At 44.3% G+C, this 23,829-nt stretch carries 23 protein-coding genes; 22 read left to right on the top strand and 1 reads right to left on the bottom strand.

The genetic code is table 11. The features are described 5' to 3' along the window. The 8 genes from DFQ00_RS26235 (at window position 1) to DFQ00_RS26200 (ending at window position 8,867) form a co-directional block, all read left to right on the top strand. The gene (locus tag DFQ00_RS26235; protein ID WP_110899393.1) at window positions 1-708 is read left to right on the top strand and encodes a PspA/IM30 family protein; all 708 of its coding nucleotides are present in this window, start codon (window positions 1-3) and stop codon (window positions 706-708) included. 148 nt (window positions 709-856) lie between these two features. After that, entirely contained in the window at window positions 857-1,504 is a 648-nt protein-coding gene (gene liaF, locus DFQ00_RS26230; protein ID WP_110899392.1) for a cell wall-active antibiotics response protein LiaF, read from the top strand. 34 nt (window positions 1,505-1,538) lie between these two features. Further along, entirely contained in the window at window positions 1,539-2,654 is a 1,116-nt protein-coding gene (locus tag DFQ00_RS26225; protein ID WP_110899391.1) for a sensor histidine kinase, read from the top strand. After that, window positions 2,596-3,264 carry a response regulator gene (locus tag DFQ00_RS26220; RefSeq protein ID WP_110899390.1) on the top strand — a complete coding sequence of 223 codons (669 nt, stop codon included), beginning with the start codon at window positions 2,596-2,598 and terminating at the stop codon, window positions 3,262-3,264. Before DFQ00_RS26225 ends, DFQ00_RS26220 begins: the two co-directional genes overlap by 59 nt. Before the next feature lie 253 nt (window positions 3,265-3,517). Further along, window positions 3,518-4,321, top strand: a complete 804-nt coding sequence (locus tag DFQ00_RS26215) for a YwmB family TATA-box binding protein (RefSeq protein WP_167433841.1) — start codon at window positions 3,518-3,520, stop codon at window positions 4,319-4,321. Between the two features lie 177 nt (window positions 4,322-4,498). Beyond that, window positions 4,499-6,049 carry a glucose-6-phosphate dehydrogenase gene (gene zwf / locus DFQ00_RS26210; RefSeq protein ID WP_110899388.1) on the top strand — a complete coding sequence of 517 codons (1,551 nt, stop codon included), beginning with the start codon at window positions 4,499-4,501 and terminating at the stop codon, window positions 6,047-6,049. Window positions 6,050-6,512: 463 nt separating this feature from the next. Next, the gene (locus DFQ00_RS26205) at window positions 6,513-6,911 is read left to right on the top strand and encodes a DoxX family protein (protein WP_110899404.1); all 399 of its coding nucleotides are present in this window, start codon (window positions 6,513-6,515) and stop codon (window positions 6,909-6,911) included. Window positions 6,912-7,283: 372 nt separating this feature from the next. Beyond that, the gene (locus DFQ00_RS26200; protein WP_110899387.1) at window positions 7,284-8,867 is read left to right on the top strand and encodes a peptide chain release factor 3; all 1,584 of its coding nucleotides are present in this window, start codon (window positions 7,284-7,286) and stop codon (window positions 8,865-8,867) included. Between the two features lie 193 nt (window positions 8,868-9,060). On the opposite strand, the gene sspI is transcribed toward DFQ00_RS26200, so the two are convergent. Beyond that, a complete protein-coding gene (gene sspI / locus DFQ00_RS26195; protein ID WP_036673259.1) occupies window positions 9,061-9,294 on the bottom strand; it encodes a small acid-soluble spore protein SspI in 234 nt (77 codons plus the stop codon). Window positions 9,295-9,463: 169 nt separating this feature from the next. Here sspI and DFQ00_RS26190 point away from each other — a divergent pair, with 169 nt between their 5' ends. From DFQ00_RS26190 to DFQ00_RS26125, 14 genes are all read left to right on the top strand, one after another. Then, a complete protein-coding gene (locus DFQ00_RS26190) occupies window positions 9,464-10,126 on the top strand; it encodes a potassium channel family protein (RefSeq protein ID WP_110899386.1) in 663 nt (220 codons plus the stop codon). Between the two features lie 125 nt (window positions 10,127-10,251). After that, on the top strand, window positions 10,252-11,040 hold the full coding sequence (locus DFQ00_RS26185) for a TrmH family RNA methyltransferase (protein WP_110899385.1): 789 nt from the start codon (window positions 10,252-10,254) through the stop codon (window positions 11,038-11,040). 237 nt (window positions 11,041-11,277) lie between these two features. Further along, complete coding sequence (locus tag DFQ00_RS26180; RefSeq protein ID WP_110899384.1) at window positions 11,278-11,871, top strand: sigma-70 family RNA polymerase sigma factor; 594 nt, start codon at window positions 11,278-11,280, stop codon at window positions 11,869-11,871. Beyond that, on the top strand, window positions 11,858-12,625 hold the full coding sequence (locus DFQ00_RS26175; RefSeq protein ID WP_110899383.1) for a DUF3600 domain-containing protein: 768 nt from the start codon (window positions 11,858-11,860) through the stop codon (window positions 12,623-12,625). Before DFQ00_RS26180 ends, DFQ00_RS26175 begins: the two co-directional genes overlap by 14 nt. Window positions 12,626-13,410: 785 nt before the next feature. Then, complete coding sequence (locus DFQ00_RS26170) at window positions 13,411-14,523, top strand: nucleotidyl cyclase domain-containing protein (protein WP_110899382.1); 1,113 nt, start codon at window positions 13,411-13,413, stop codon at window positions 14,521-14,523. Window positions 14,524-14,538: 15 nt separating this feature from the next. Next, on the top strand, window positions 14,539-15,804 hold the full coding sequence (locus DFQ00_RS26165; protein ID WP_110899381.1) for a hypothetical protein: 1,266 nt from the start codon (window positions 14,539-14,541) through the stop codon (window positions 15,802-15,804). 36 nt (window positions 15,805-15,840) lie between these two features. After that, complete coding sequence (locus tag DFQ00_RS26160) at window positions 15,841-16,869, top strand: flagella basal body P-ring formation protein FlgA (protein WP_110899380.1); 1,029 nt, start codon at window positions 15,841-15,843, stop codon at window positions 16,867-16,869. A gap of 16 nt (window positions 16,870-16,885) precedes the next feature. Next, the gene (locus DFQ00_RS26155; RefSeq protein ID WP_110899379.1) at window positions 16,886-17,569 is read left to right on the top strand and encodes a hypothetical protein; all 684 of its coding nucleotides are present in this window, start codon (window positions 16,886-16,888) and stop codon (window positions 17,567-17,569) included. Between the two features lies 1 nt (window position 17,570). Beyond that, entirely contained in the window at window positions 17,571-18,410 is an 840-nt protein-coding gene (locus tag DFQ00_RS26150; protein WP_110899378.1) for a hypothetical protein, read from the top strand. 2 nt (window positions 18,411-18,412) lie between these two features. Beyond that, on the top strand, window positions 18,413-20,320 hold the full coding sequence (locus DFQ00_RS26145; protein ID WP_110899377.1) for a P-loop NTPase family protein: 1,908 nt from the start codon (window positions 18,413-18,415) through the stop codon (window positions 20,318-20,320). Beyond that, window positions 20,317-22,389 (top strand): hypothetical protein, encoded by a 2,073-nt coding sequence (locus DFQ00_RS26140; RefSeq protein ID WP_110899376.1) that lies wholly within the window; start codon window positions 20,317-20,319, stop codon window positions 22,387-22,389. The genes DFQ00_RS26145 and DFQ00_RS26140 overlap by 4 nt, the downstream gene beginning before the upstream one ends. Before the next feature lie 17 nt (window positions 22,390-22,406). Then, window positions 22,407-22,874 (top strand): ABC transporter permease, encoded by a 468-nt coding sequence (locus tag DFQ00_RS26135; RefSeq protein ID WP_110899375.1) that lies wholly within the window; start codon window positions 22,407-22,409, stop codon window positions 22,872-22,874. Between the two features lie 38 nt (window positions 22,875-22,912). Continuing rightward, entirely contained in the window at window positions 22,913-23,407 is a 495-nt protein-coding gene (locus DFQ00_RS26130; protein ID WP_110899374.1) for an ABC transporter permease, read from the top strand. Window positions 23,408-23,446: 39 nt separating this feature from the next. After that, window positions 23,447-23,827, top strand: a complete 381-nt coding sequence (locus DFQ00_RS26125) for a hypothetical protein (RefSeq protein ID WP_110899373.1) — start codon at window positions 23,447-23,449, stop codon at window positions 23,825-23,827. Window positions 23,828-23,829: the final 2 nt, after the last annotated feature.

The following is a 23,829-nucleotide window of genomic DNA, read 5'->3' as shown; positions in this document are numbered from 1 at the left end:
ATGGGAGTATTTAAACGGATTAAGGATATGACGAAGGCATCTGTAAATGATATGTTGGATAAGGTGGAAGATCCGATTGTCATGTTGAATCAGTATCTGCGTGACATGGAGGCTGAAATTCATGAGGCTGAGGTTACTGTAGCCAAACAAATGGCTAATGAGCGTCGAATGAAACAGCGTCTGGATGAAGCGGAACGTACTTCCGTACAGCGTGAATCGCAAGCAGAGGCTGCTCTGGCTAATGGTCAGGAAGAAGTAGCTCGCAAATTGCTGGAAGAGAAAATCTATTTTGATCAAAAAATCACGGAATATCGTGAGCTGCATGCTCAATCCGAAGCACAAGCGAAAGATCTGCTGCAGCAGCTGCACGACATGAAAGACGAGTTCTACAAAATGCGTAACAAACGCAATGAGCTTGTATCCCGTGCACAGATGGCCAAGGCCAAAAAGCAAATGTCTTCGATCAACAGCTTACATTCCATTGAAAGCGGAGGTGCATCCCTTGGGTTCCACCGTATGGAAGAGAAAATTATGCAGCTTGAGGCTGAAGCTGATGTAGTACGTGCGCCATACCGCAACACAGGCTCTACGTACACCAATCCGGTTGATGTGGAGAAGCAATTCAAAGTAGATCAGCAATTGCAGGCGTTGAAAAATAAAATGGGTAATGCCAACAAAAACGAATCGAGTGATTCTGCTAAAGAATAACTGTTCGCATGATGGACAATATGATATTCTATAGATCGTGTGTAATATACGAACCGTAGAACACAAGTTAAGCCATACAGGACTTTATTGCCTGCTATGGCTTTTCCGACGAAATAAGAAAAAAAATTCGCAGAGGAGGTGCGGCAGCATGAACAAAAAAAGCCAGTGGCTTGCCATTATTATTATTGTAGTGGGTCTGCTGATGTTGTTTAACAGGCATATGAATTTGTTGACCGCTGCTGCACTGATCCTGTTAACGGTGGGCATGCTTCAAATCCAAAAAGGGGACACTCATAGAGGTTATCGTTATCTCGGTATCGGTGCCGCCCTGCTGTTGCTGGACAACCTGATGATTGTGTTTTTGATTGTACTCGCCTCATTAGCATATTTTTATTCCAAAAATAAAAGGATTCATCTGCATGATTACGTATGGAAAAAGCAGAATTTCATGGCTCGTTATTATTGGCACCAGTCCTCCTGGAGGCTGCGCAGTATGAGTCTGTGGCACGTCATTGGCGAGGTCAATGCGGACCTGTCTGTCTCGATTCCAGAGGAGAAGCAGACGATTGTGCTGCTGCAAGGCGTTATGGGTAATGTGCGATTGACCCTGCCTGAGGATTACGGTGTGGAGATTGAGGCGTCCGTGCTGTTTGGAAGAATCAATCTGCTTGGCGAGCAGGACAGCGGGATGATGAATAAATTAATATGGAGAACCCCTGGATATGAGTCCAGTGAACATAAAGTAAAATTCGTTATTTCTTATATTGTTGGCGACTTAAACATTCGTAATCCGTAGTAAATAGAATAGATGAGAAAAGGAGGAATCCCGATTGAAGGACAGAAAACATACTGATATGGTTACCCGAAGTATGCGTGAAGGGGTCCTCCTTGTTTTCATTGTGCTTGCTGTTGTTTTGTATGTATTGTATACATATGGATATCTGGCTCCGTTCAAAGGCTGGAGTCATCTGATTCAATCGGGGCTGGCGTTGTTGCTGTTGCTGATTGGCATGGGTGCCATTTTTGGATTTTATCAGAGCTACAGGGTTAAACGCAGGCTTGAACTGTTAACGGAAACCCTGCTGCAGTGGGAAAAGGGATCACTGTCCCGCACCGTGCCCGATCTCGGTCAGGACGATGTGGGGCGGCTAAGCGAGCAGCTTGGCCGGATCGGTAAGAAGTGGGAGGATCAGGTATCCTCTCTTCAACGGTTGTCCACCAACAATGCGCAGCTGGCAGAACAGGCCAGAATAACAGCTATTGTAGAAGAAAGGCAGCGGCTTGCACGTGAGCTGCATGATGCAGTGTCACAGCAGCTGTTCGCCATCTCCATGACAGCAACGGCGGTAGGACGGAAGATGGAGAAGGATTTTGAACGGGCACAGCGTCAGGTGGCTTTGATTGAAGAGATGGCTTCGGTGGCTCAGTCGGAGATGAGAGCGCTACTGCTGCATCTGCGGCCAGTCTATCTGGAGGGTAAACATCTGGAGCAGGGCCTGCGTGATCTGGTGATGGAGCTGAAAACCAAAGTGCCGATGGAGATTGTGCTGGAGATGGATGATGACATTCATCTGGTTAAAGGGATCGAGAACCATCTATTCCGAATCATTCAGGAAGCGATGTCCAACACACTGCGCCACGCAAAGGCGGAGAAAATGGAAATTCGTCTGCAGCGCAGAACGGATGCGGTTCGTGTTTTGATTCGAGATGACGGGCAGGGCTTTGACCTGGATGAGCAGAAGCAGGCTTCGTACGGTTTGGCGAATATGCGGGAACGGGTGACGGAGATTGGGGGAGCAATCCAGTTTGTGACGGCCCCTGGCAAAGGAACACGAATTGAGATTACGATCCCTGTGATGAATGATGAAAGCGAGGTAGAAGATGTCAATGGAACCGGAAGTCGAAACGGAGACGGAAGCGTCGATCAGAGTATTGCTCGTGGATGATCATGAGATGGTGCGTATCGGTCTTGCTGCTGTGCTTGATACCGAGGATGGCATTGAAGTCATCGGTGAAGCAGGAAGTGGAGAGGAAGGCATTCGGCTTGCACAGGAGTATAAGCCGGACGTGGTGCTGATGGACCTTGTCATGGAAGGCATGGATGGTATTGAAGCTACCCGTCAGGTGCTCAAGATCAACCCGGAATGCAAGGTTATTGTGTTGACCAGTTATCTGGATGATGAGAAGATGTATCCGGTTATTGAAGCCGGAGCCTTCAGTTATTTACTGAAAACGTCAAGAGCCAATGAAGTAGCTGACGCCATTCGTGCAGCTGCCCGCGGTCAGTCCGTGCTGGAGTCACAGGTAGCATCCAAAATGATGAATCGCTTCAGGCAGCCACAAGCGGCTGCGCCTTTGCATGAGGAGCTTACGGATCGGGAGATGGATGTGCTGCGCTTGCTCGCTCAAGGCAAGTCCAATCAGGATATTGCGGATGAACTGATCATCGGTATCAAAACGGTAAAGTTCCATGTGACCAATCTGCTTGCCAAGCTTGGCGTAGATGACCGGACACAGGCAGCAATTTATGCATACAAGAATGGTTTGGCCGAGTAAGAAACAGTGTATACAATGGCAAGAGATCAGTATCAGGAATGTGGGGATGAACAAGATCCTAAAGGAAGCTTGTGATGACAGGAAGCTCAGTCTGCCTTTACGTGGCGGAGGGGCTTTTTTTGTTTTGCAGGAAAGGAAGATGATAGGCGAAGCATAAGTGGAAAGTCTTACTCAGTTTGTATAACCCCATTTGAAATAGGGCATGCTGGTTGATAGATTCATAGAATGGGAGAAAGAAGCGGGGGGAATTCACTTGTTGAATCGTTGGATGACGACAGGCATTATAGCAGTGGCAATTATTATTTTCATCAGTGTTACACAAGTACAGGTATATGCAGAGAACAGGATGGCAGATAAGCCTGTATCCGAAACGGCGAATCTGGAAAAATTGCTGCGTACAGCAGATTGGGTCATTGGTCGTATGGATCGCTTGGTGATCAAGTGGCAAGCTGGGGGCAAGGGGGATGCTCAGGAGCATGCGGTGAAGCTGGCCACAGAGCTGGGATTGGGAGTGCCCGTGCAGATGCAGCAAGGCGGACATCAGGTGTATCGCAGTGAGGGTACATTCGGCAATGCAGTATATGATCAGAGTGCCCGGGTACTGCTCAACGCAGTGGATACAGATAATGATGGCTATTATATTATTGTGCAGCTGTCGGGTGGAAGGAATCTGGACCGGGATATATTGTTCACATGTCATGGGCAGGTTGCAGAGGGGATGGCAAAGTCAGGTTTGAAGGCGAACTGGAATATGTCGGTGCAGGGTATGGTGCATGAAAAGAACACAACGAATGTGTCCGCAACAGGCATGAAGCATGAGGCGAACGGACAGCTCGCAGTGATGGAAGCCAGGCTTTCCCGTGTCTTGCAGATGAAGGCTATGGAGCGGTACGAGGATGAAGCGACGGAAAGCATATCCTATCAGGTGACAGACTTGCCTTTGGAGATTCAAAGTGGCACACATGCGTTAAATATGCAGCTTGCGGTGCATCACGTGAGTGAGCAGCAGGCTGCTCGAATTACGGTAGGATTTCCGGTCATCACGATTGAATATTGAGCTGCGGAGGTAATGAAGTATAGTGCATCCAGTCAGGTGATATGCTAAAATGGCATCACATCCAGGAAGAAACTGGATTGTCGCTGTCGGTTGCTTGTCTTAATTAGAAGAGATAAACACCATTACATAGCTCGGGAAGCAGACCAAGAAGAGTCCTCCCGGAAGAAAGAGGAGCCTATGGATAATAAACAGATGCAAAATGAAGTGCAGACACCAGGTGCAGTGTTTTTCATTTTTGGAGCAACGGGCGATCTGGCCCGCCGGAAGCTGTTTCCGGCCATCTATAGTTTATATCGTGAGGGCAAGCTTGCCGAGGATTTTGCGGTCATTGGCGTAGCCCGGCGTCCGAGATCACAGGAGCAGTTTCGGAACGATCTTCTTGAATCCATTCGGGAATTCTGCCGTTATCCGGCAGGAGAGCCTGAAGAATGGAATGCTTTTGCCGAGCATTTTGAATACAAGTCACTGGATATTAACAACGTAGACGGGTTTCGTGAACTGCGAGAACAGACGGAGCAGCTGGAAGGCAAATTCAAAACACCAGGCAATCGCCTCTTCTATCTGGCACTGGCTCCTGAACTGTTTGGCAGTGTATCGTATAGCTTGAGAGATGGCGGAATGCTGGAGGGCAGAGGGTGGAATCGTCTGGTCATTGAGAAGCCATTCGGATACGATCTACCATCCGCAGAGAAGCTGAATGAACAGATTCGTGAAGTGTTTAAGGAAGAGGAAATCTACCGGATAGACCATTATTTGGGCAAGGAAATGGTACAGAACATCGAGGTGATTCGTTTCGGAAATGCCTTTTTCGAGCCGCTTTGGAATAACAAACATATTGCTAACGTACAGATTACGCTGGGTGAGACGGTAGGTGTAGAGGAGCGCGGCGGGTATTACGATCATTCAGGCGCATTGCGTGACATGGGGCAAAATCATATGCTGCAGATGCTGACCATGATTGCAATGGAGCCGCCAAGCCGTCTGTACCCGGAGGATATCCGTGATGAGAAGGTGAAGGTGCTGCGTTCCCTGCGAGAGTTTTCGTCAGATGAAGATGTAAGCCAAAACGTTGTGCGTGCTCAGTATTCGGAAGGGGAGTACCGTGGCAAAGCGCTTCCGGGGTACCGTCAGGAGGACAAGGTTGATCCAGAGTCTAGTACAGAAACCTATTTTGCCGCTCGTGTATTCGTAGACAATTTCCGCTGGGCGGGTGTGCCGTTCTACATTCGGACAGGCAAACGCCTGCCGGTGAAAACGACCGAAATTGTCGTGGAGTTCAAGTCCATGCCGAATAACGTATACCTTGGTAAAAAATATAAGCTGGAGCCGAATCTGCTGGTGATTCGGGTAAACCCGATGGAAGGCATTTATATTAAAATCAATGCCAAGAAGCCGGGCTCGGATTCCGAGATTCAGCCACTGGCGATGGACTTCTGCCAGAGCTGCATGATCGGAATCAACTCGCCCGAGGCTTACGAGCGCCTGCTGCACGATGCAGCAGAAGGCGATTCCACGTATTTCACCCGCTGGGATGAAGTGGCGACAGCTTGGTCTTTTGTGGACCGGATCGCAGCCGCTTGGGGCCGGAATCAAGGTGAGCTGCACACGTATCCGGCAGGAACTTGGGGACCAGAGGCGACAGCGAGGCTGCTGGAGCAGGATGGTTTCCACTGGTGGCCAGTGAATGGACAGGAAGAGGACAGTGTCATTTGGCATGTGAATGGTTAAGGCCATGAGGCAGCTGGAAGGAAGACCGAATATACAACAGTGAAATTAAGAAGATACCGGTTGCATGCGTATGGGCAATGATACGTGTAAAGACCATGCGGGAGAGCCTGGGAGAATCGCAAAGTACATGCGATTCTCCCAGGCTTTTTTTGCTTGACCATCGAGGCATTATGTAGTTGGAGAGCCCCGTGCCACTCACAGGAAACAAATAATTAAAATTAAGTAGTTGACAAAAAGTAAGTATGTAACTTATACTCAACACATGAGTTAAAGAGTTAAGCAAATGACCTGCTGCATTCGAGAACACACAATATAAACATCCGAAGCAGAGGAGCATTCATGAGCTAAAAGGTAAACCAGTTGAAGGGGTTTGCGGCAGAGAGAATCATGAAAAAAATTTGGCATAATATCTTTAATCTAAGAATACTATTTTGTAATTATCGAATGGAGGAAAAAGAAGATGATGTTGGATCTAGGTTTGTTGTTAATTCGTTTGGTGATTGGTTTGTCGTTTATGGCTCATGGGGCTCAGAAGCTGTTTGGATGGTTCGGGGGATACGGGATCAAAGGTACAGGTGGCTGGTTTGAATCCATCGGCATGAAGCCGGGCGCACTGCTGGCTCTGCTGGCAGGACTTGCGGAGCTTGGTGGCGGCTTGCTGCTGGCACTTGGTCTGCTGACACCGGTAGGCGGCATCCTGATTGCACTGACAATGGTGATTGCCATTGTGAAGGTGCACGGTGCTAACGGTTACTGGTCCACACAGAACGGATTCGAATATAATCTGGCGATTCTCGTTCTGGGTGTAGCTCTTGCTCTGACAGGCGGCGGACAATATGCGCTGGATGCACTGATTTTCTAAAATCGAATAAATCTGCAAGGAATGAGAGGACCCGGATGCCAGCTATATGGCAGAAGGGTTCTTTTTTGCGAAGAAAAGTGTTGAAGTTGGGTAATGTCATCGGTTATTTTCGGTACAGATTATGGTACAATAGGAGAGTTGAATTGAGAACGAGTGGAGAAACAGGATGGAAGCACAGAGCTGAAAGGATGAACTCCATTGTAAATGTGTAAAATGAATTTATCGTGTACACCCAGTGATGGGCATGACATGTTAATAAAAAACAACCGGTTTAGCCGGGTGGCATACGTTTTGAACATGGCTTGAGAATAGTAACAATGGACCGGCACTTGCCGGATTAACGTGAATGAACGGACGAAAGGGATAGACGCTATGAGCAAAGCTGCAAACCATATTCTGCAACACGAAGTGGACAAACGCCGGACGTTTGCCATTATCTCTCACCCGGATGCGGGTAAAACCACTTTGACCGAGAAGCTGCTCTTGTTTGGGGGCGCAATTCGCCTTGCGGGAACCGTTAAGGCTCGTAAAGCAAGTAAACATGCAACAAGTGACTGGATGGAAATTGAGAAACAGCGGGGGATTTCGGTTACGTCTTCCGTGATGCAGTTCGATTATCTGGGCCATCGGGTTAACATTCTGGATACACCAGGTCACCAGGACTTCAGTGAAGACACCTATCGTACACTGACGGCTGCTGACAGCGCGGTCATGCTGATTGACGTGGCAAAGGGTGTCGAGGCACAGACGATTAAACTGTTCCAGGTATGTGCGAAGCGCGGCATTCCGATCTTTACGTTTATTAACAAGCTGGATCGTGAGGGACAAAGTCCGTTTGATCTGATGGAGGAGCTGGAGAACGTACTGGGTATCCGCTCTGTGCCAATGAACTGGCCGATCGGAACAGGACGTGATCTGTGTGGTGTATATGACCGGATGAAAAATCAGGTGGAGTTATTCCAGGGAGACGATCACTCGACGATTAAAGTACAAAAAGTGGATGGTTATAAGGATCCGATTATCCGTGAGATGGCGGGAGAGTATCTGCATGATCAGTTATGTCAGGAGCTTGAGCTTCTGGATGTTGCAGGTGACCCGTTTGATATGGAAAAAGTACAACGTGGTGAATTGACACCGATTTTCTTCGGCAGTGCGATCAACAACTTCGGTGTGCAGACGTTCCTGGAGAACTTCCTGGAGCTGGCTCCCAAGCCAGAGCCGCGTAGTAGCACAGCAGGGGAAATTGAGCCGACGAATGAAAAATTCAGCGGATATGTATTCAAAATTCAAGCGAATATGAATCCGGCGCACCGCGACCGAATTGCCTTCCTGCGAATTGTATCAGGCAAGTTTGAGCGTGGCATGAGCGTGAAGCATAATCGTGTAGGCAAAGAAATCAAGCTGTCTCAGCCGCAGCAGTTTCTGGCACAGGATCGGGACATAGTCGAAGAGGCTTATGCAGGCGACATTATCGGTCTGTTTGATCCGGGGATTTTCCGGATCGGGGACTCCTTGAGCCAAGGCAGTGAAGTGATATTTGATGAACTGCCAACGTTCTCGCCAGAGATTTTTGCCAAAGTTACGGTTAAAAATGCATTGAAGCACAAACAATATCAAAAAGGGATTGACCAGCTGACAGAGGAAGGCACGATTCAGGTGTTTAACACGGTGAGCTTTGATGAAACCATTCTGGGTGTAGTCGGTCAGCTCCAGTTCGAGGTGTTTGAATATCGGATGAAGGGTGAATACGGGGTAGATGTGCAGCTGCAACGGATGCCGTATCAATTTGCTCGCTGGATTGTGGATGAGAATCTGGACCCGAGCAAATTCCGGATTAACTCGACGCTGGTGAAGGATAAAAAAGGGAACTATGTCGTTCTGTTTGAGAACGAGTATGCGATGAGAACGGCAATAGACAAAAATCCAACAGCGAAGTTCCTCGAAACTGCACCTTAATGTGCATCGGAATAGAGTGCCTGAGCGTAATTCTTCGCGGGGGCTGGTATAATGAAATCCCTCCGCCATTTGGTGGAGGGATTTTTGCTGTACCCTTACCTGGAGGCAGGTGTAGCCCTGCCGGGTTAGGCAAGCTTTTTTTTCGCAGACAGAACAAACGGATTGATGGTCCCTTTAACCCGCCAATGCTTCGTTAGCGAAGTGGTTGAACGGGAATGGTGTGCAGATGCTCCTGCGCGATCTGAATGAGTTCCTCCTGCTTGGCAGGTTCGGTGTTCTTCCAGATCATTTCGAAAATGGCGCCAAGTCCGGGCAGTGCTGCTTCAGGTCCGTCCACTGAACCTTCGATCATCTCTCGCAGTTGGTCATCACTTTTGTCATGAACCTTATGAACAATCGCTTCACGCAGGCTTAATGTAATGGGCATCGCAATTCCCTCCTCGTATTATTCGGCTGCTGTATTACTGTTCCCTGTGAAGGGGGAGCGCATTCAAGTTTCTCCGTCTTTGTGGTATACTACGAAGGATTATTTACGCTGGCATCGTATCCTGAACGGGTGCGTCATGCCGTAATGCAGCGGGAGGTTAAATACCCTGATGGCAAAGAAACAATATGCCGTAATTGGCATGGGACGGTTTGGATCAAGTGTGGCCAATGCTCTGAGCAGCATGGGATTTGATGTGCTGGCCATTGATGCGAACGAGCAGCGGACTCAGGAAATGTCCAATGCGGTGACTCATGCGGTATCGGCAGACTCAACGGATGAAGAGGCGCTGCGAGCGCTGGGTATACGTAATTTTGATGTGGTTGTTGTCGCGATTGGCCAGGATATTCAGGCGAGTATTCTGACAACCCTGATTTTGAAGGATATGGGTGTACCTGTTCTAATCGTGAAAGCTCAGAATGAGCTACATGGCAAGGTGCTGCAGAAGATTGGTGCAGATAAGGTAATCTACCCGGAACGGGATATGGGGCTGCGTGTAGCGCATCATCTGACATCCCCGAACATTCTGGATTATATTGAGTTATCCGAGGATTACAGCATTCTGGAGATGAAGGCATCGGAGCAGATGATTGGCAAAAACCTGCTGGAGTTGAATATCCGTGCACGCTTTGGCTGTAACGTCATGGCGATTAAAAGCGGGGGTTCGATGAACATCTCTCCATATGCTGAGGATCGGATTGCAGATGGAGATGTGCTGGTTATTGTAGGGCACAAGGATCATCTGACCAAGCTGGAGCTGGCATATCCGAAATGAAAATGGATTCATTAAGCTATTAATGAAAAGTTGACTCGCAGGCTTGATTGGCCTGGAGCATGATACATGAAAATATGAGGAAGACATAGTAAGCAATTGAGCCCGCAAACGGGAAGGATGGAACGATGGATATTGTATCACCACAAAATACACGTGTAAAAGAATGGGCGCAGCTGCTGGAGAAAAAGCATCGGACTCGTCAGCATAAATATATAATTGAGGGCATTCATCTTGTTCAGGAAGCGTTGCGCGCCGGAGCCGATCTGGAGTGCATCGTGTATGATGGAGAGCAGGGTGTGCCGATTGAGCTGGCCGGACTGGAGAATCCGTTAAAACGAGTCGAGTGGGTTAGTGTGTCACCTGCGGTTATCGCCAAATGTACGGATACGATGACACCTCAGCCTGTATTTGCCATTGTACGGAAAAGTAAAGAGCCGCTGCAAAGCCTGATTGCGGAGCGGCAAGGACTTGTGGTTGTACTGGACGGTGTACAGGACCCCGGCAATGTAGGCACGATTATTCGCAGTGCAGATGCTGCCGGAGCTGCAGGTGTTGTCTTGGGCGCTGGCTGTGCGGATGTGTATAACCCGAAGACAATTCGTTCAACGATGGGCTCCTTGTTCCATTTGCCTATTGTTGAAGGAGAGCTGGGGGCGCTGCTTCCAGAAGCGAAAGCCGCAGGTGTGAGGCTGGTCAGCACCTCGCTGCAGGCAGAGTATTCGTGTTATAGCTATGATTTTACACAGTCGGTATGGCTTGTCATTGGAAATGAAGGCAAGGGCATTTCTGATATCACAGCACAGCTTGTAGATGACGCAATTACGATTCCGATGCAGGGACAAGCCGAGTCGCTCAATGCCGCGATGGCTGCAACGATTTTGTTGTTTGAGGCGATGCGGCAGCGGATGGGCTAAATTAATATTTATCAATCCACCCACAGCCTTCCTTAATTATCTTCACTAATTGAATTAGAGACTGGAAAAGGTAAGGGGTTTCCCTGATCGGATTCCAGTTTGGAAATGAACAACCTATTCCACCTTCAATCGAAGTGCTGGAAATAGGTTTTTTTTATGTAGACTCGAACCTATTAAATTAAATCGAACGATATCGTCTGCTAAAACCAATATAGTGTAAAGGAAAGGGGATGGAAAATGAGTGTGGAGAACGATTACATACGATTGGTGAGACTAATCTTGGCTGGCCATCATGAAGCTTATGGAGAGTTATACGAGAAGACGGTACCGAATGTGTATCGTACGGTACGCTTTCTGGTTCGTGATGCGGCGGATGCTGAAGATTTGGTGCAGGAAATTTATATTCAGGCGTACCGATCCTTGGCACGATATGATACTGGACGTGCTTTTGGGCCATGGTTAATGGGAGTCAGCATGAGGCAGATCAAAAGTTATCGACGCAGGAAACGGATGCAATTTCAATTCAAGCAGCGAATTGAACAGATGAATACTGATACGTGCACGGAAGTTGATTTCTCATCTGGTCTAATCCATAGGCTGGCGAACCGTCATTTACTGGAGCAGGTGCAGCGTTTGCCTTACAAGCTGCAGCAGGTGGTCACCTTGCATTACTTGAACGAGTACACACAAGAAGAAGTGGCAGACATTTTGAAAATTTCGCTGGGGACAGTGAAATCCCGAATTCATGCTGCACTCACCAAGTTGAGACATAGGCAGCAGCGGTATTCTGAGCTTGCGCGAAAGGTGGATCATGCGAATGAAATTGGATAAACAGTTACGGTCGGCATACCAGGAAGAAACGAAGGATTGGAGGGTCTCAGCTGTTGTTAAACAGAACGTAATAAATTCGACTCGAATGAAAGCACCTGATGTACAACGAAGCAGAACATGGCGGGTGGCCATATTGCTGGCGGCAGTGCTTTTTATTCCTGCTGGAGCTTACGCGGGGTATACATACTTGGCAGACAGCATGTACGGTTCGCAAGATCAAATCACCTCATTTGGTGGGACAGCAGCAGATTACGAGCGATTGGAAGCAAAGCTGCAGCAGGCCAAAGCCCATTTTACGGATAATGAATTCGAGTTGTACATGGGGCTGCTCAAGCAATTTGCACAGGTGGCAATGACTCGTGCAGACGCTCAAGGGAAGTTGAATCCAGAGAGCTGGAGTATGGCTGAACAGGAAAAGTATAAGGGGTTAGTAGCTGAGCTCCAGCCGTTCTTTGATAAGCTGGAAGACTTGGAGAGCAGGTCGTCTGTGTCCAAAGCTGGTTCTAAAAGCATGATGGATACAGAAGAATTTTGGACGGAGCAGTTTGCAAAGGCAGAAAAGTTGTTTACGAAGGCGCAGTATGCAGACTTTAGATCGGTATATGAGCAGATGAGCAAATACAAAATAATAGTTGAAGACCCGGACGGGATTTATCAGCTGAATCGCTTGTCCAAGGATCAGAGGCATGACTTGAATCAATTAAGAGAGCGAATGTTTGGATATTTGGAAAGGCTGGGGCTGGATGTGCGGTGATGAATGGTACATGGAGAGACAACTTGAAAACCTTACAGTCGACTTATACTCAAGCTTGATCTCTAATTAATCTCTCAGAAATAGAGTAGAAATCTGTGGAGGTTTATTAACAACGGGTGATGAAATTGTGAATCAACAAAGCGATAGAGAAAAATTCAATCTGCTGTTTTCTTGAAACTTTCGAGGTTGAATTTTTAAATTTAGCATATCAAACAAGTGAGGAACAAGGTAGGGAATAATGACTCCTTAATAAAAAAAGAAGAGTTAGATCAACATTTATTTTTGTGCATGAAAACAATTGTTAGTTGAATTTAAATGTCCAAATAATTACAAGTTGACACAAATGGCATATGGAATAAAGCATGATTATATAGAACAAGATTCTTTTTTTTGATTCATTTATTTGATGAGCATTTATTTACAAAACAAATTAAATATAAAACAAAAAGACTACTATAATATAGCTATATATAGTAGTATTTTGTATTGAATTTTATTAAAAAATATACTCAATTTCCCAAATTCATATTTGTTATTGGAAATAAAAAAGGGAATTAAATATGAACTCTAAAAAGTCTGGGACCATTTTGTAACAATAAGGACTATATGCTTAGTCGTTTTTGGTCATAAATAACAAAAAAATGTTGTAAAATTGCCAAAATGAAGCTATGATCTTATTTGAAGTTAGTTATTTATCCAAAATGTGGGTATATAGAACCATATATTTATAAAAATATAATCTATTTCAACTGGGAAAAATGAAATGAAAATTGGAAAATTAATTATTGTATGAAGTAATGCATATTTCCAAGAAAGTGGGTTTTGATATAGACATGATTGAACTTGAAAGGTTTATTTCTGGTTTTTTACTCTCTGTTAATAGTGTGTTATTTATCGTTGGACTGTTCATGTACAGGAAGTGGAGAAATCCCACATATCTTAAATTTCTGGTTGCCTTTTCCCTGATGTTATTCTCCAACCTGGGGATGTCACTAATCTCCGCTAAGCTCTCCGGGATTAATATGTTCTTTATGTCTCTTTACGCGGCTGGAATAGTGATCACTCAAATTGCTCTTTTTCGTCTTTATTACAAAAGCACGGACAAACTTTATGTTCACTTAGGAGGAACAGCCGTCTCTTTAGTTACAGCAGCGATGTCTTTGTTTTTACCTGTACAGATGAGCTCGTTTTTATTGTTTCTGGCAGTTGTCGGGATTGCTCTCTTCACGCTAATTAAGATTTTCCCTGAAGTTGGTGTTAATCCTAAGTACTTTATGCTTACAATGCTATTCTCTATACAATACTTGCTGCACTTGGCAGGAGCATTTACGGGCTATGAATTGTTGTCCGAGCTAAGCATGATCTTTAGTGTGTTTGCTAGTTTTACCGTTTTTTTGATGATATTTGAGAAAATTATTGGCGTTATGCAGGCAGCCACATATACATCAACCCGGGACGAAATTACGGGGCTGTTTACACAAAAGCATTTTGTACATCAGGCTAATCAAGCTTTAACAAGTGGTAAGACGATCGGTGTTCTATACATAGAAATTCAAAATTTTTCAGCTCACATTCCTGAGGAAGAGTCACTAAGAAGAGCGGGGAGAGCCTTAGGGAGAGCGTTAGATGGATTGGGGTTTGCCGGCCGTTATCAAAACAATGCGATGACCGCTTTAGTAACGAGTGCAAACAAATCGTTATCTGAGCTAGTTAACTCGATAAGAATGAAAATTGATGTGGAGGCTTCAAGCACGGTTCTTATTGGATACATAGATACCAAATCGGGTGTGACTCTGGAGGAATTGATCTCTGAGGCAAAAGAAGGGGCTATCCGTACCAAGCAAAATGGAGTGAACAAAATTTTTGATCTGGATCAGAGCAAAATTTTAGCAGACTAATGGGGGCAGAACACAGTGAACGCAGTAATCATCTCTAGTAAAGCTTCTGCATTGGTGCATGAGGCTATAGGGAATACCGATGTTAGCTTTGAAAAAACGGGACGTTTTGAAGGTGGACAGTTTGTTGAATTTTGTGAGGCTGTAGCGAGGATCAACATCAATGCTTTTATTACAGATATTGATTGTACAGATGCTCAGACTTTCCTAAGGGGAATTAGTCAGTACCGAGTAATACGCCCTAATACGAAAATCATTGTTATAGCTCTTGATCGTTATGATGATGATGGAGTCGTTCATGAATTGGCTGACATGGGGATTAACGTGGTAACGACCTCGCCAGGTACGAAGCCGAAATCTATTATTCCAGCGTTGCGTAATTTATTACCTGAGAGAGATCAAGGAGATAGGAACGCTGCATCTCAGGTTGACTGGGAATCGACAGATTCTGAAATGGAGAAAGTGAAGGAGCGTATCTATCGTTATACTGCTAAGCTAACCTCCTCAGGCGGATTCGATTCATCTGATGTGATGGATCTTGAGTTGCCGGATGTACCGATTCAAGAAAGAATTATTCTCAAGGATCGCATAATCGGTACTATTCTCGTTGCTGTGATGGGTGTTGAGTCCAAAGTAGGATCAACTCATCAGAGTATACTGATAGCTAATTATTTGAAGCGAAAAGGGTATTCTGTAGGTTTAGTAGAAGCCAACGGATCAAGTGACTTTACAGCCATTGAGAATGCTTATGAAGGAACACCTGACTTTAAAAGCACCCATCTTCATTTCACAATCGAAGGTGTGGAGTATTACAAAAACAATAGCAGACTGGACATTAATCAATTAGTAACAGCAGGTCATGACTATTTAATTCTAGATATCGGAGGTTTTGAAGAAAGCGACTGGAGTAAAGAATTTTATCGGGCGAGTGTAAACATTGTGGTGGGTGCTGGCAGTGACTGGCGTCAAGGAAAGATCCGAAGATTTCGAGATATACATAAAAAAATGGATCAATCGAATTGGGTTTATTGTATACCGTTCGTTGAAAATCTTAGTATTCAGGATATACGCAAGGAGCTTCCAGGCAATCTGGTTTATCGTATTCCACCTCACGCTGACCCTTATAAGCATCAAAGTGACACAGAGTCGGTATTGAACAAACTCATGAAGAGTTATATGGGCGATAGCAAAAAAATATCCTCCAAATCCATGTTATACGGAATTCTCGGCTTATGTATTTTGATTATTGTTGTGCTAATCATCCTTTTAGCTATAAAAATATAATTGGATTTAATGATGTTAGATTGAGAGGGGTTAATTATGTCAAAGATTCGATTTAGACAGAAGCAGCTGCTTCTGTCCGCTTCCATTGGAGGTGCAATAGTCCTTTTTATATGTGTTGTCGGAGGATACTTTATCATCGAATATATTCAAGGAAGGTACGTAGAACGAACGGTACAGCTAGAACAGCAGCTTCAGGATGCCCAGAAGAAATTAAACGAGGACAAAATGAAGGTAACCGTCTTGAAGGATAATCATAAGGCGGGGGATCTGATTGCCGAAGAGGATGTCACATCACTTGTTGTACCTGTTAGTACTGTTCCGCAGAATACAGCCGAGCAAGCTGATATTGTGGGTAAAAGAATAAAAATAGATATGCAAAAAAATTCTATTATTACGAGTCCAATGTTGTTTGAGGATGGAATAACACCAAAAGACCTTAGAAATCAGGAATTTAGCCTTGTACGACTTCCATTGAAATTGAAGAAAGATGAGTTTGTAGATGTACGGATCCGCTTTGCGACCGGCCAGGATTACATAGTGCTTTCGAAGAAGAAGGTTGAAGATTTAAACAACGGAACGATATGGTACAAAATGAGTGAGAAGGAAATTTTGACAATGTCGAGTGCAATTGTGGATGCTTACATCAATGATGCATCAATCTATGCGTTAAGTTATGTTGATCCGTACATGCAAGACGCTGCAATTACCAACTATCCATCCAATGCGAAAGTGCTGGATCTTATAGAATCCAATCCGAATATTGTGGGTATTGCTACCTCTGCACTTGAAAGGCAAGTACGTGCCAAGCTCGAACAGGATCTGAGATCCATGAGTGATGAAGACCGTCAGAAGTACATTAGTGGACGTAACACAACTGAACTGAATAGAGGTGAATACATCACTGAGACAGAGGGGCAAGGGAAAACTCCAAATGCCCAGCAGGATAATTCATTAATGAATGACGGGACATCAGGATTTAGTCAGCAAGGCAGTAATGGTGCGGCAAGTGCCACTTCAGATCCAGGAATATTCAAGGATAGTAATACAAGAGAACCCGGACAGTAAAAGAGGAGATACCAACATGAAGCAAATACTTGTGATCGGACACTATGATAAAACAGATTTTATGATGTATCTAGGAAAATTGTTATCTATAGATCACAAAGTCCTGCTTGTGGATGCTACCCGGCATAGAGAGTATGAATATGTATTTCCAAAAATGGACGAGGCCCTCACCCTGCATACGCATGATCAATTTGATGTGCTGGAAGATATTCACTCTTACGAAAGCCTGAAGCACAGTCTGGGAGATTCACAGTATGACTTTGTATTAATTGATTGTAATGACGAAGAAACATTGGAAGGCTGGCCGGAGGTGGATTTCGTCTATGTTGTAACGTCATATGAGAATCCGGTTATACAGAAAAATGTAAATCTCATTCGAGCTTATTTTCAAGGGGAAAAGCTGTCCTCAGTTAAACTGCCGGTAACCAAGATTATTTATGAGGTTAGCAATCATCTGGATGAAACTTATATGGACAGTTTGCTGGATGACATGCCGTTATTGTGGAAGGAAAGTCTGATCTATTACCCGGATGAACGGGATCAGACATTAAAGATCATTAATCAATATAAAAGCACCGTCATGGTTAAACGGATGTCAAGTCCTTATAAGCTTGTCCTTAAACAAGTAATTGAGTCTATCTCAGGGCAAGAAATGTCTAAGGTTAATGCATTATGGAAGCGGGCCGAAAGGAGTAATTAACATGGGGAAAATTGCATTTTGGGGCATGCAGCATGGCTTGGGTGTAACCAGTGCAACTGCTGCTCTTGCCGCATTTATCGGTTTTGAATACGACGTGAGGACTTTAGTATCACAGCCGCAACGGACAGATGGTGATATGGAGCGTTTCTTTAATAAAACGATCAGTCAGTATAACCGGCAATTTTTTGCCATTGGCGGGTTAGGACTTGATTCATTAGAGCGTGTAGCCAAGAGTAGTAAGCTCGAACGTGACAGCGTTAAGAACTATACGTTAATGGTTGAACGGAATCGGTTGGATTTGCTTTGGGGAAGTGAAAAACTTAATCGTCCTCATGAGGGTTCTATTGACGCAGTCAACATGGTTTTCCGAATGGCGGCAGAGTATTATGGAATATCCCTTCTTGATGCAAGGAGTGGGAACGAGAATAAGGTGTCTAATAGTTTGATTGAGGAATCGGACTTAGTGATCATCTGTGTTAATCAAAATGTGGGTGTGCTTGATAAATATTTTGATGCACAACAAAATCATTGGCCGGATGCTTTGCAACAAAAACCGCATCTCCTCCTTATGACACAGTATGATCCTGTATCCAAATACAAAATCAAAAATATTGCGAACAAATATAAGTATAAGCTTCCGATTTTGACGATTCCATACAACACAAGCTTCAAAGATCACATGAATGATGGGGATATTAAAGGTTTTTTTGCAAGGAATCGATATATTAACAAAAACAATGAAAATTATTATTTTATACAGGAAGTTGGACGTGCAGCAAAAACTATATTGCATGAGATTGGGATTAACACCAAACTGAAGCGAATTGAAAGAGGGAGTTAACAATGGGTTTAACATTCACCATTAATTTCCTCGTCATTGTTCTCATTGTGGCAATATTAATTGCTTATTTATTTGTGAAGCTCAATCGAAAGCCTGGCTATGTGGCATCCAATAAGAAGCATGAAAATGAAGAACGATTCCAATTTGATTATCTGCTTGAGTATGTAAAAACGATGATTAATGAGTATGTGAACAGTAATCTGCTGGATATGGGAATGACCAGTGAGGAATACAATCGGCGTCAAGGGGTAGTTGCTGAGTTAAGGAGTGCTATGAAAAATGCTACTTCTGGTGACATACAAGAAAAAATATATCTGAAGCAGTTTATATCGGATTTACTTGAGCGAAATTATGGATTTAACGAGCACAACATTAATCAAATAATTCCTTTTGAAGATGAGGATGAATTAACACAACAGGACAAATTTGATATTTTGCTGCATTTGTTTAAGAAGAACCATGGTTTTCAAGCATTGTCCAAACTTATTGACAAATATCAACTGGATCAGCCGAAGAAAGTCATTGAGGATGGGACCGTAGATTCATATGTTATTACTGGTGAAGAGATTGATTCGATCTATGTTAAGGAAGCCCGTGGTGGTTTGGAGTTTGAGGATAAGCTAGCTATCGTTGTACAGCGAGTTTACCAGCACTATAAAGGGTTTGGCGTTATTGATGAGATACGTGATATGTCGATTGATGGTGTATCAGGTGGCGTATCCGGAGTTCCCACACATATGCAGATTGTGGAAGATGAGATGTCATTACTGCAAGGGATGAAGCAATATAAGTACCCGGGATATCAGAGCGTGTGGATCTTTTTCCGAGGCAAGTCGATTCATCTATCGTTCCTGAGCTTTGAAACGGATTTGGAATTGAAGAGGGTCTGTCAGAACATTTATAAATATGACAACCCAGGTCAATTAACCGAGACAAACGGGTTTAAGGTCAATGAGATGAAAGACGGATCACGTGTCGTCGTTGTAAGACCTCCATTTGCAGAAAGCTGGGCGTTTTTTGTCAGAAAGTTTGACCTTCCCAATATGAAGCTGGACCATCTGATCTCCTCCAAAGATACGGCAAATGCGGAACTAGCAAGAGATATGATTAAGTATTTAATGAAAGGTGCACAGGTTACTGCATTTACCGGGCCGCAAGGTTCTGGTAAGACGTCTTTGGTCATGGCCTCTGTGAAATACATATATGCTACGTTAACTTTGAGGATTCAAGAGATGACCTTTGAGCTTCATTTAAGAAGGCTGTACCCGCAGCGTAACTCGCTGGCTTTACGAGAGACGGAGAACATTACGGGACAAGCGGGACTGGACTTACAGAAGAAAACAGACGGTTCTGTCAACATTTTGGGAGAGGTAGCTACGGACCCCGTTGCTGCCTGGATGATTCAGATGTCGCAGGTAGCGAGTCTGTTTACGATTTTCACCCATCACGCGACTTCTGCTCGTGAATTGGTATGGTCTTTGCGTAACTCGCTGCTCAAAACCGGTGTATTCCAAAACGAACGCATCGCAGAAGAACAGGTTGCTAACGCGGTACAATGGGACGTTCACATGCGCAAGGAAATGAACGGTAAACGTTACATCGAGCGTATTACAGAGATTACGCCTGTTCGATTCGAATCGGATACGCTGGAGCATGATGAAATATTGTCTAAGGGAGATTCTATTGAAAGCAAGCTGGACGCGCTGGTGAATTTGCAAAGAGAAGTTTATCGAAGAAATAGCGGTAGAGTATGGACAGCCCGTAATATCATTGAATACCGAAACGGTGAATATGTCGCTGTGTCTCCGATCTCTCCTGACAAAATTGAAAAGATGCTGTTTCACATGAATGAAGAGGATCGGGCAAGCTTTAGTCAATTTCTGAACACGCATTGGGGGCAGGCTCAATGAATAAGTGGATATGGATCTTTGCCATTTCGGGCATTGCACTCTTGATCTCGGGTGGGATATTGCTCTATCTCGTGCTTAAAGACCGCAAACGGAAGAAAAATCGCGAAAATGTGTGGCCATCTTCTAAAAATGTAACCGGTAAAACACCTCGGCAGTTATTGGTGTTTTATCAGAAATCTTATCATCAGCTGATCAAAGTACCGATCATCAAGTCACAAATATTAAAGATTCGCAAGCGCTTGACCGCGATCAATACGTATGATGAATACTCGTTGCGGAAAGAAACCATGCGAATTACGTACTTGACCTTAGGCTCGATATTGGGAGGACTTATCGTCCTGGCGATTTTTAGTAAGAGCTGGATGGCTTTGTTTTTCGGTGCGCTGGCTGCAATTGTAATTAATGAACTGTTCATAGATATCTTTGTGAATCGTGTTGAGGATCGCTTATTGAAGCAATTCTCCAATGTCTTGGAGGATGATCGTCACTATTTTCAGGAAGTTCGAATGGTGGACGAGGCCCTGTATCAGGCAGCTCAATCATCACCACATGATATCAAGCTTCAGACCGAACGAATTCATGAGGTGTTGACTTCAAAGGATCCTGCACGGGAGCTGGAAAAATATTATGCTGTTGCTCCTAACCGATATTTAAAGGTGTTCTCAGGGGTCTCACACCTGATCATGGAATATGGAGATCGCAATGTACAGAAGGGCTCCATGTATCTGAATGCTATTAACAAATTCGTGCAGGAGATCAGATATGACCTGATGAGAAGGCAGAAACTGCGTTACAAGTTAGGCGGTCTCACCTTGCTTGCCTTAATTCCAATCTTGCTGTCATTTCCGTTGCAACGCTGGGCAGAAAACTATTTTCCAATAACAACGGAATTCTACGACAGCAGAATTGGATTTCTCATTCGTATGTTTATCTATGCTGCAGCCGTCATTTGTTACATCCTGATTCGCAAGCTATCCGAAAATGACGAGGCAAAATATGTACCCAAAGGTCCAAGGAAGGAATGGGAAAAGAAGGCATACTCGTGGTCTTGGGTGAAGTGGATTGTGGATCGATTGGTTCCACCGCCGAATACGAGAAAGCATCATCGAACCAATATGCTGCTTAAAGAAGCGAATTCCCATCTAACTTTGGAATGGTTATACATTCATCGCATGGTTATCTCGGTGTCTGCATTCGTAGGTGTACTCTTGATCTCGGTATTTCTGCATTACAACAGTGTTCACCATATATTTAGCAAACCAACAACCGAAGAAACGAACATTCTGGGGTATATGAATGCGGATGAGCTGGAGCGGGCCAATCAAATGACTGCGATGGACAATCGAATTATGGAGGACCTCCAGAGCAATAAAGATCTGACCAGAGAGCAAATTGTGCAATCCGTAGAAACTCATTCCAATGAGCCGTTAACTGATGTGGCGATGAATAATACAGTCAACCGGATTATAAGCAAAATTACTGTTGTGAATAACGAATATCTCAAATGGTGGGAGCTTCTGATCGCAATAGGTTTCGGGGTGGCTGGCTATTACATTACGATATGGATGCTGCAATTTCAGCGCCGGTTACGAGCACTGGAAATGCAAAATGAAGTAGATCAGTTTCATGTGCTGATATCCATATTATGTGAGTTCGAACGGATATCGGTTGAAACCGTACTAGAGTGGATGGAGCGGTACAGCATCATTTTCCGTCCTGCCCTGCAGAAATGTCTGCTGAACTATGACAGTGGTGCGGAAGAGGCATTGAAGATGCTGAAGTCGGATGCTCCTTTTGATTCCTTTGGCAGAATTGTGAAACGTTTGATGCAGGCTGTAGAAAAGCTATCTTTACGCGAAGCGTTTGATGATCTGGAAATGGAACAGGAGTATTATGCCGAACAGAAAAAAGAACGGCTGGAACGCCTGATTCGCAAAAAAACTTCCTATGGCAAGTTATTTGGATGGACACCAGGAGCGTTGCTTATCGCTCTTTATCTGGTATTTCCGTTCCTCTATATGTCCTTTAAACAACTAAGTGATATATCTACACAATTACAAACTATTTAAAAGAGGAGTAATATTTCATGGAAGAAAACACAGGCGTCGGTATACGTGTCGCAGCAGGTATATTCCTCACGATTATGTTGATTACAATCGTTGTCATTATAACGATCTCGTCACAAGATGCGGCAAAACAAGGACAGACCAAGATGGCAGCTATTACCACCCAATTGTCGGATACAGAGTATCAGACGTACAGCAATACGACCCTGTCAGGGAGCCAGGTATTGAATGCAATACGTCAATATATGAATCAGGAGCAGTTTGGTTTGCAAGTTATTACTGGGAAACAAAGAGGAACTGTGGGTACTTTCTATGGTGATGCATTTAATGACATAGGAGAGATAACTGGTGGAAGCAGTAGTTCTAGTCTTTCCGCTGCTGAGAAACAATCTTCAGAAGAATACATTAATCCTAGTGGGAAATTCAGATCTTCCATTGTGAGGGACAAAAACAATATGATAAGAGGCATTATCTTTGAACAGGAGTAGTTATGGTTAGATTCAAATAAAAGAAGGGATTGAGTTATTTGGAAGAAAATACAGGCGTCGGTATACGCGTCGCAGCAGGTATATTCCTGACGATTATGTTGATTACCATTGTCGTTATTATCACAATCTCATCACAGGATGCGGCAAAACAAGGACAGACCAAGATGGCGGCTATTACTACACAGCTGTCGGATACGGAGTATCAAACGTATAGCAATACTGTATTGTCAGGTAGCCAAGTGTTGAATGCAATACGGCAGTATATGAATCAGGAAGAATTTGGTATACAGGTTATAACTGGAAAGCAATATTATGCCGATCCTAAAACTTCAGGTACATTTTATGGTCAACAATATAATTTGGATACCAATGGAGTGGTCAAATCTCTTGAGAAATCTAAGAAAACCTCTCTGTACTATGCTGAATTGCAGTCTTCTGTTGAATACATCAATCCGAGTGGGAAGTTCATCTCTAGCATCGTGAGAGATGACAATAATATGATAAGGGGTATCAAATTCGAACAACAGAGATAGAAGTTGACTTTTTAATACACAATTATAGGAGGTCCTCCAATGAGCGAAACTGTAGAAAAATTCATACTCGTGGCAGCTGAGATCAGTATTGTGCTTATTGCCTGCATGTTCGCTCTTGGAGGCATCCAATCTCAGGATGCTGCTGTCCAGGCGGCACACAAAAGCGCAGTTAACGAAGAACGGAGATTATTTACAAGTCTCGAAATTACGGAACAAGTGACGTATACCGGTGCAGAGGTGCTTCAAAGCATCCGGCAGATGAAAGCGCTGGATGCCAACATTCGTGTAGTTAACCAATATTTCTATCGTTCCGATGATATTGAAAGTATTGATGTGTCAGGCGTTGATCTGAACCGAACGTATACCGTATCTTATATTCGGGATAGTCAAGGCAAGGTACAAACCATTGTTTTTACATAAAG

Source organism: Paenibacillus barcinonensis (assembly GCF_003217495.1).
Classification (GTDB): domain Bacteria; phylum Bacillota; class Bacilli; order Paenibacillales; family Paenibacillaceae; genus Paenibacillus; species Paenibacillus barcinonensis.
The sequence above is the reverse complement of the archived record's forward strand: the minus strand, read 5'-3'. Positions and strand labels throughout refer to the sequence as shown.

Coding starts and splice junctions, on each gene's coding strand:
- DFQ00_RS26200 (WP_110899387.1), top strand. CDS start 7,284: ATGAGCAAAGCTGCAAACCATATTCTGCAACACGAAGTGGACAAACGC.
- zwf (WP_110899388.1), top strand. CDS start 4,499: ATGGATAATAAACAGATGCAAAATGAAGTGCAGACACCAGGTGCAGTG.
- DFQ00_RS26220 (WP_110899390.1), top strand. CDS start 2,596: ATGGAACCGGAAGTCGAAACGGAGACGGAAGCGTCGATCAGAGTATTG.
- DFQ00_RS26160 (WP_110899380.1), top strand. CDS start 15,841: ATGTCAAAGATTCGATTTAGACAGAAGCAGCTGCTTCTGTCCGCTTCC.
- DFQ00_RS26190 (WP_110899386.1), top strand. CDS start 9,464: ATGGCAAAGAAACAATATGCCGTAATTGGCATGGGACGGTTTGGATCA.
- DFQ00_RS26150 (WP_110899378.1), top strand. CDS start 17,571: ATGGGGAAAATTGCATTTTGGGGCATGCAGCATGGCTTGGGTGTAACC.
- DFQ00_RS26135 (WP_110899375.1), top strand. CDS start 22,407: ATGGAAGAAAACACAGGCGTCGGTATACGTGTCGCAGCAGGTATATTC.
- DFQ00_RS26180 (WP_110899384.1), top strand. CDS start 11,278: ATGAGTGTGGAGAACGATTACATACGATTGGTGAGACTAATCTTGGCT.
- DFQ00_RS26155 (WP_110899379.1), top strand. CDS start 16,886: ATGAAGCAAATACTTGTGATCGGACACTATGATAAAACAGATTTTATG.
- liaF (WP_110899392.1), top strand. CDS start 857: ATGAACAAAAAAAGCCAGTGGCTTGCCATTATTATTATTGTAGTGGGT.
- DFQ00_RS26145 (WP_110899377.1), top strand. CDS start 18,413: ATGGGTTTAACATTCACCATTAATTTCCTCGTCATTGTTCTCATTGTG.
- DFQ00_RS26175 (WP_110899383.1), top strand. CDS start 11,858: ATGAAATTGGATAAACAGTTACGGTCGGCATACCAGGAAGAAACGAAG.
- DFQ00_RS26235 (WP_110899393.1), top strand. CDS start 1: ATGGGAGTATTTAAACGGATTAAGGATATGACGAAGGCATCTGTAAAT.
- DFQ00_RS26185 (WP_110899385.1), top strand. CDS start 10,252: ATGGATATTGTATCACCACAAAATACACGTGTAAAAGAATGGGCGCAG.
- sspI (WP_036673259.1), bottom strand. CDS start 9,294: ATGCCCATTACATTAAGCCTGCGTGAAGCGATTGTTCATAAGGTTCAT.
- DFQ00_RS26125 (WP_110899373.1), top strand. CDS start 23,447: ATGAGCGAAACTGTAGAAAAATTCATACTCGTGGCAGCTGAGATCAGT.
- DFQ00_RS26140 (WP_110899376.1), top strand. CDS start 20,317: ATGAATAAGTGGATATGGATCTTTGCCATTTCGGGCATTGCACTCTTG.
- DFQ00_RS26205 (WP_110899404.1), top strand. CDS start 6,513: ATGTTGGATCTAGGTTTGTTGTTAATTCGTTTGGTGATTGGTTTGTCG.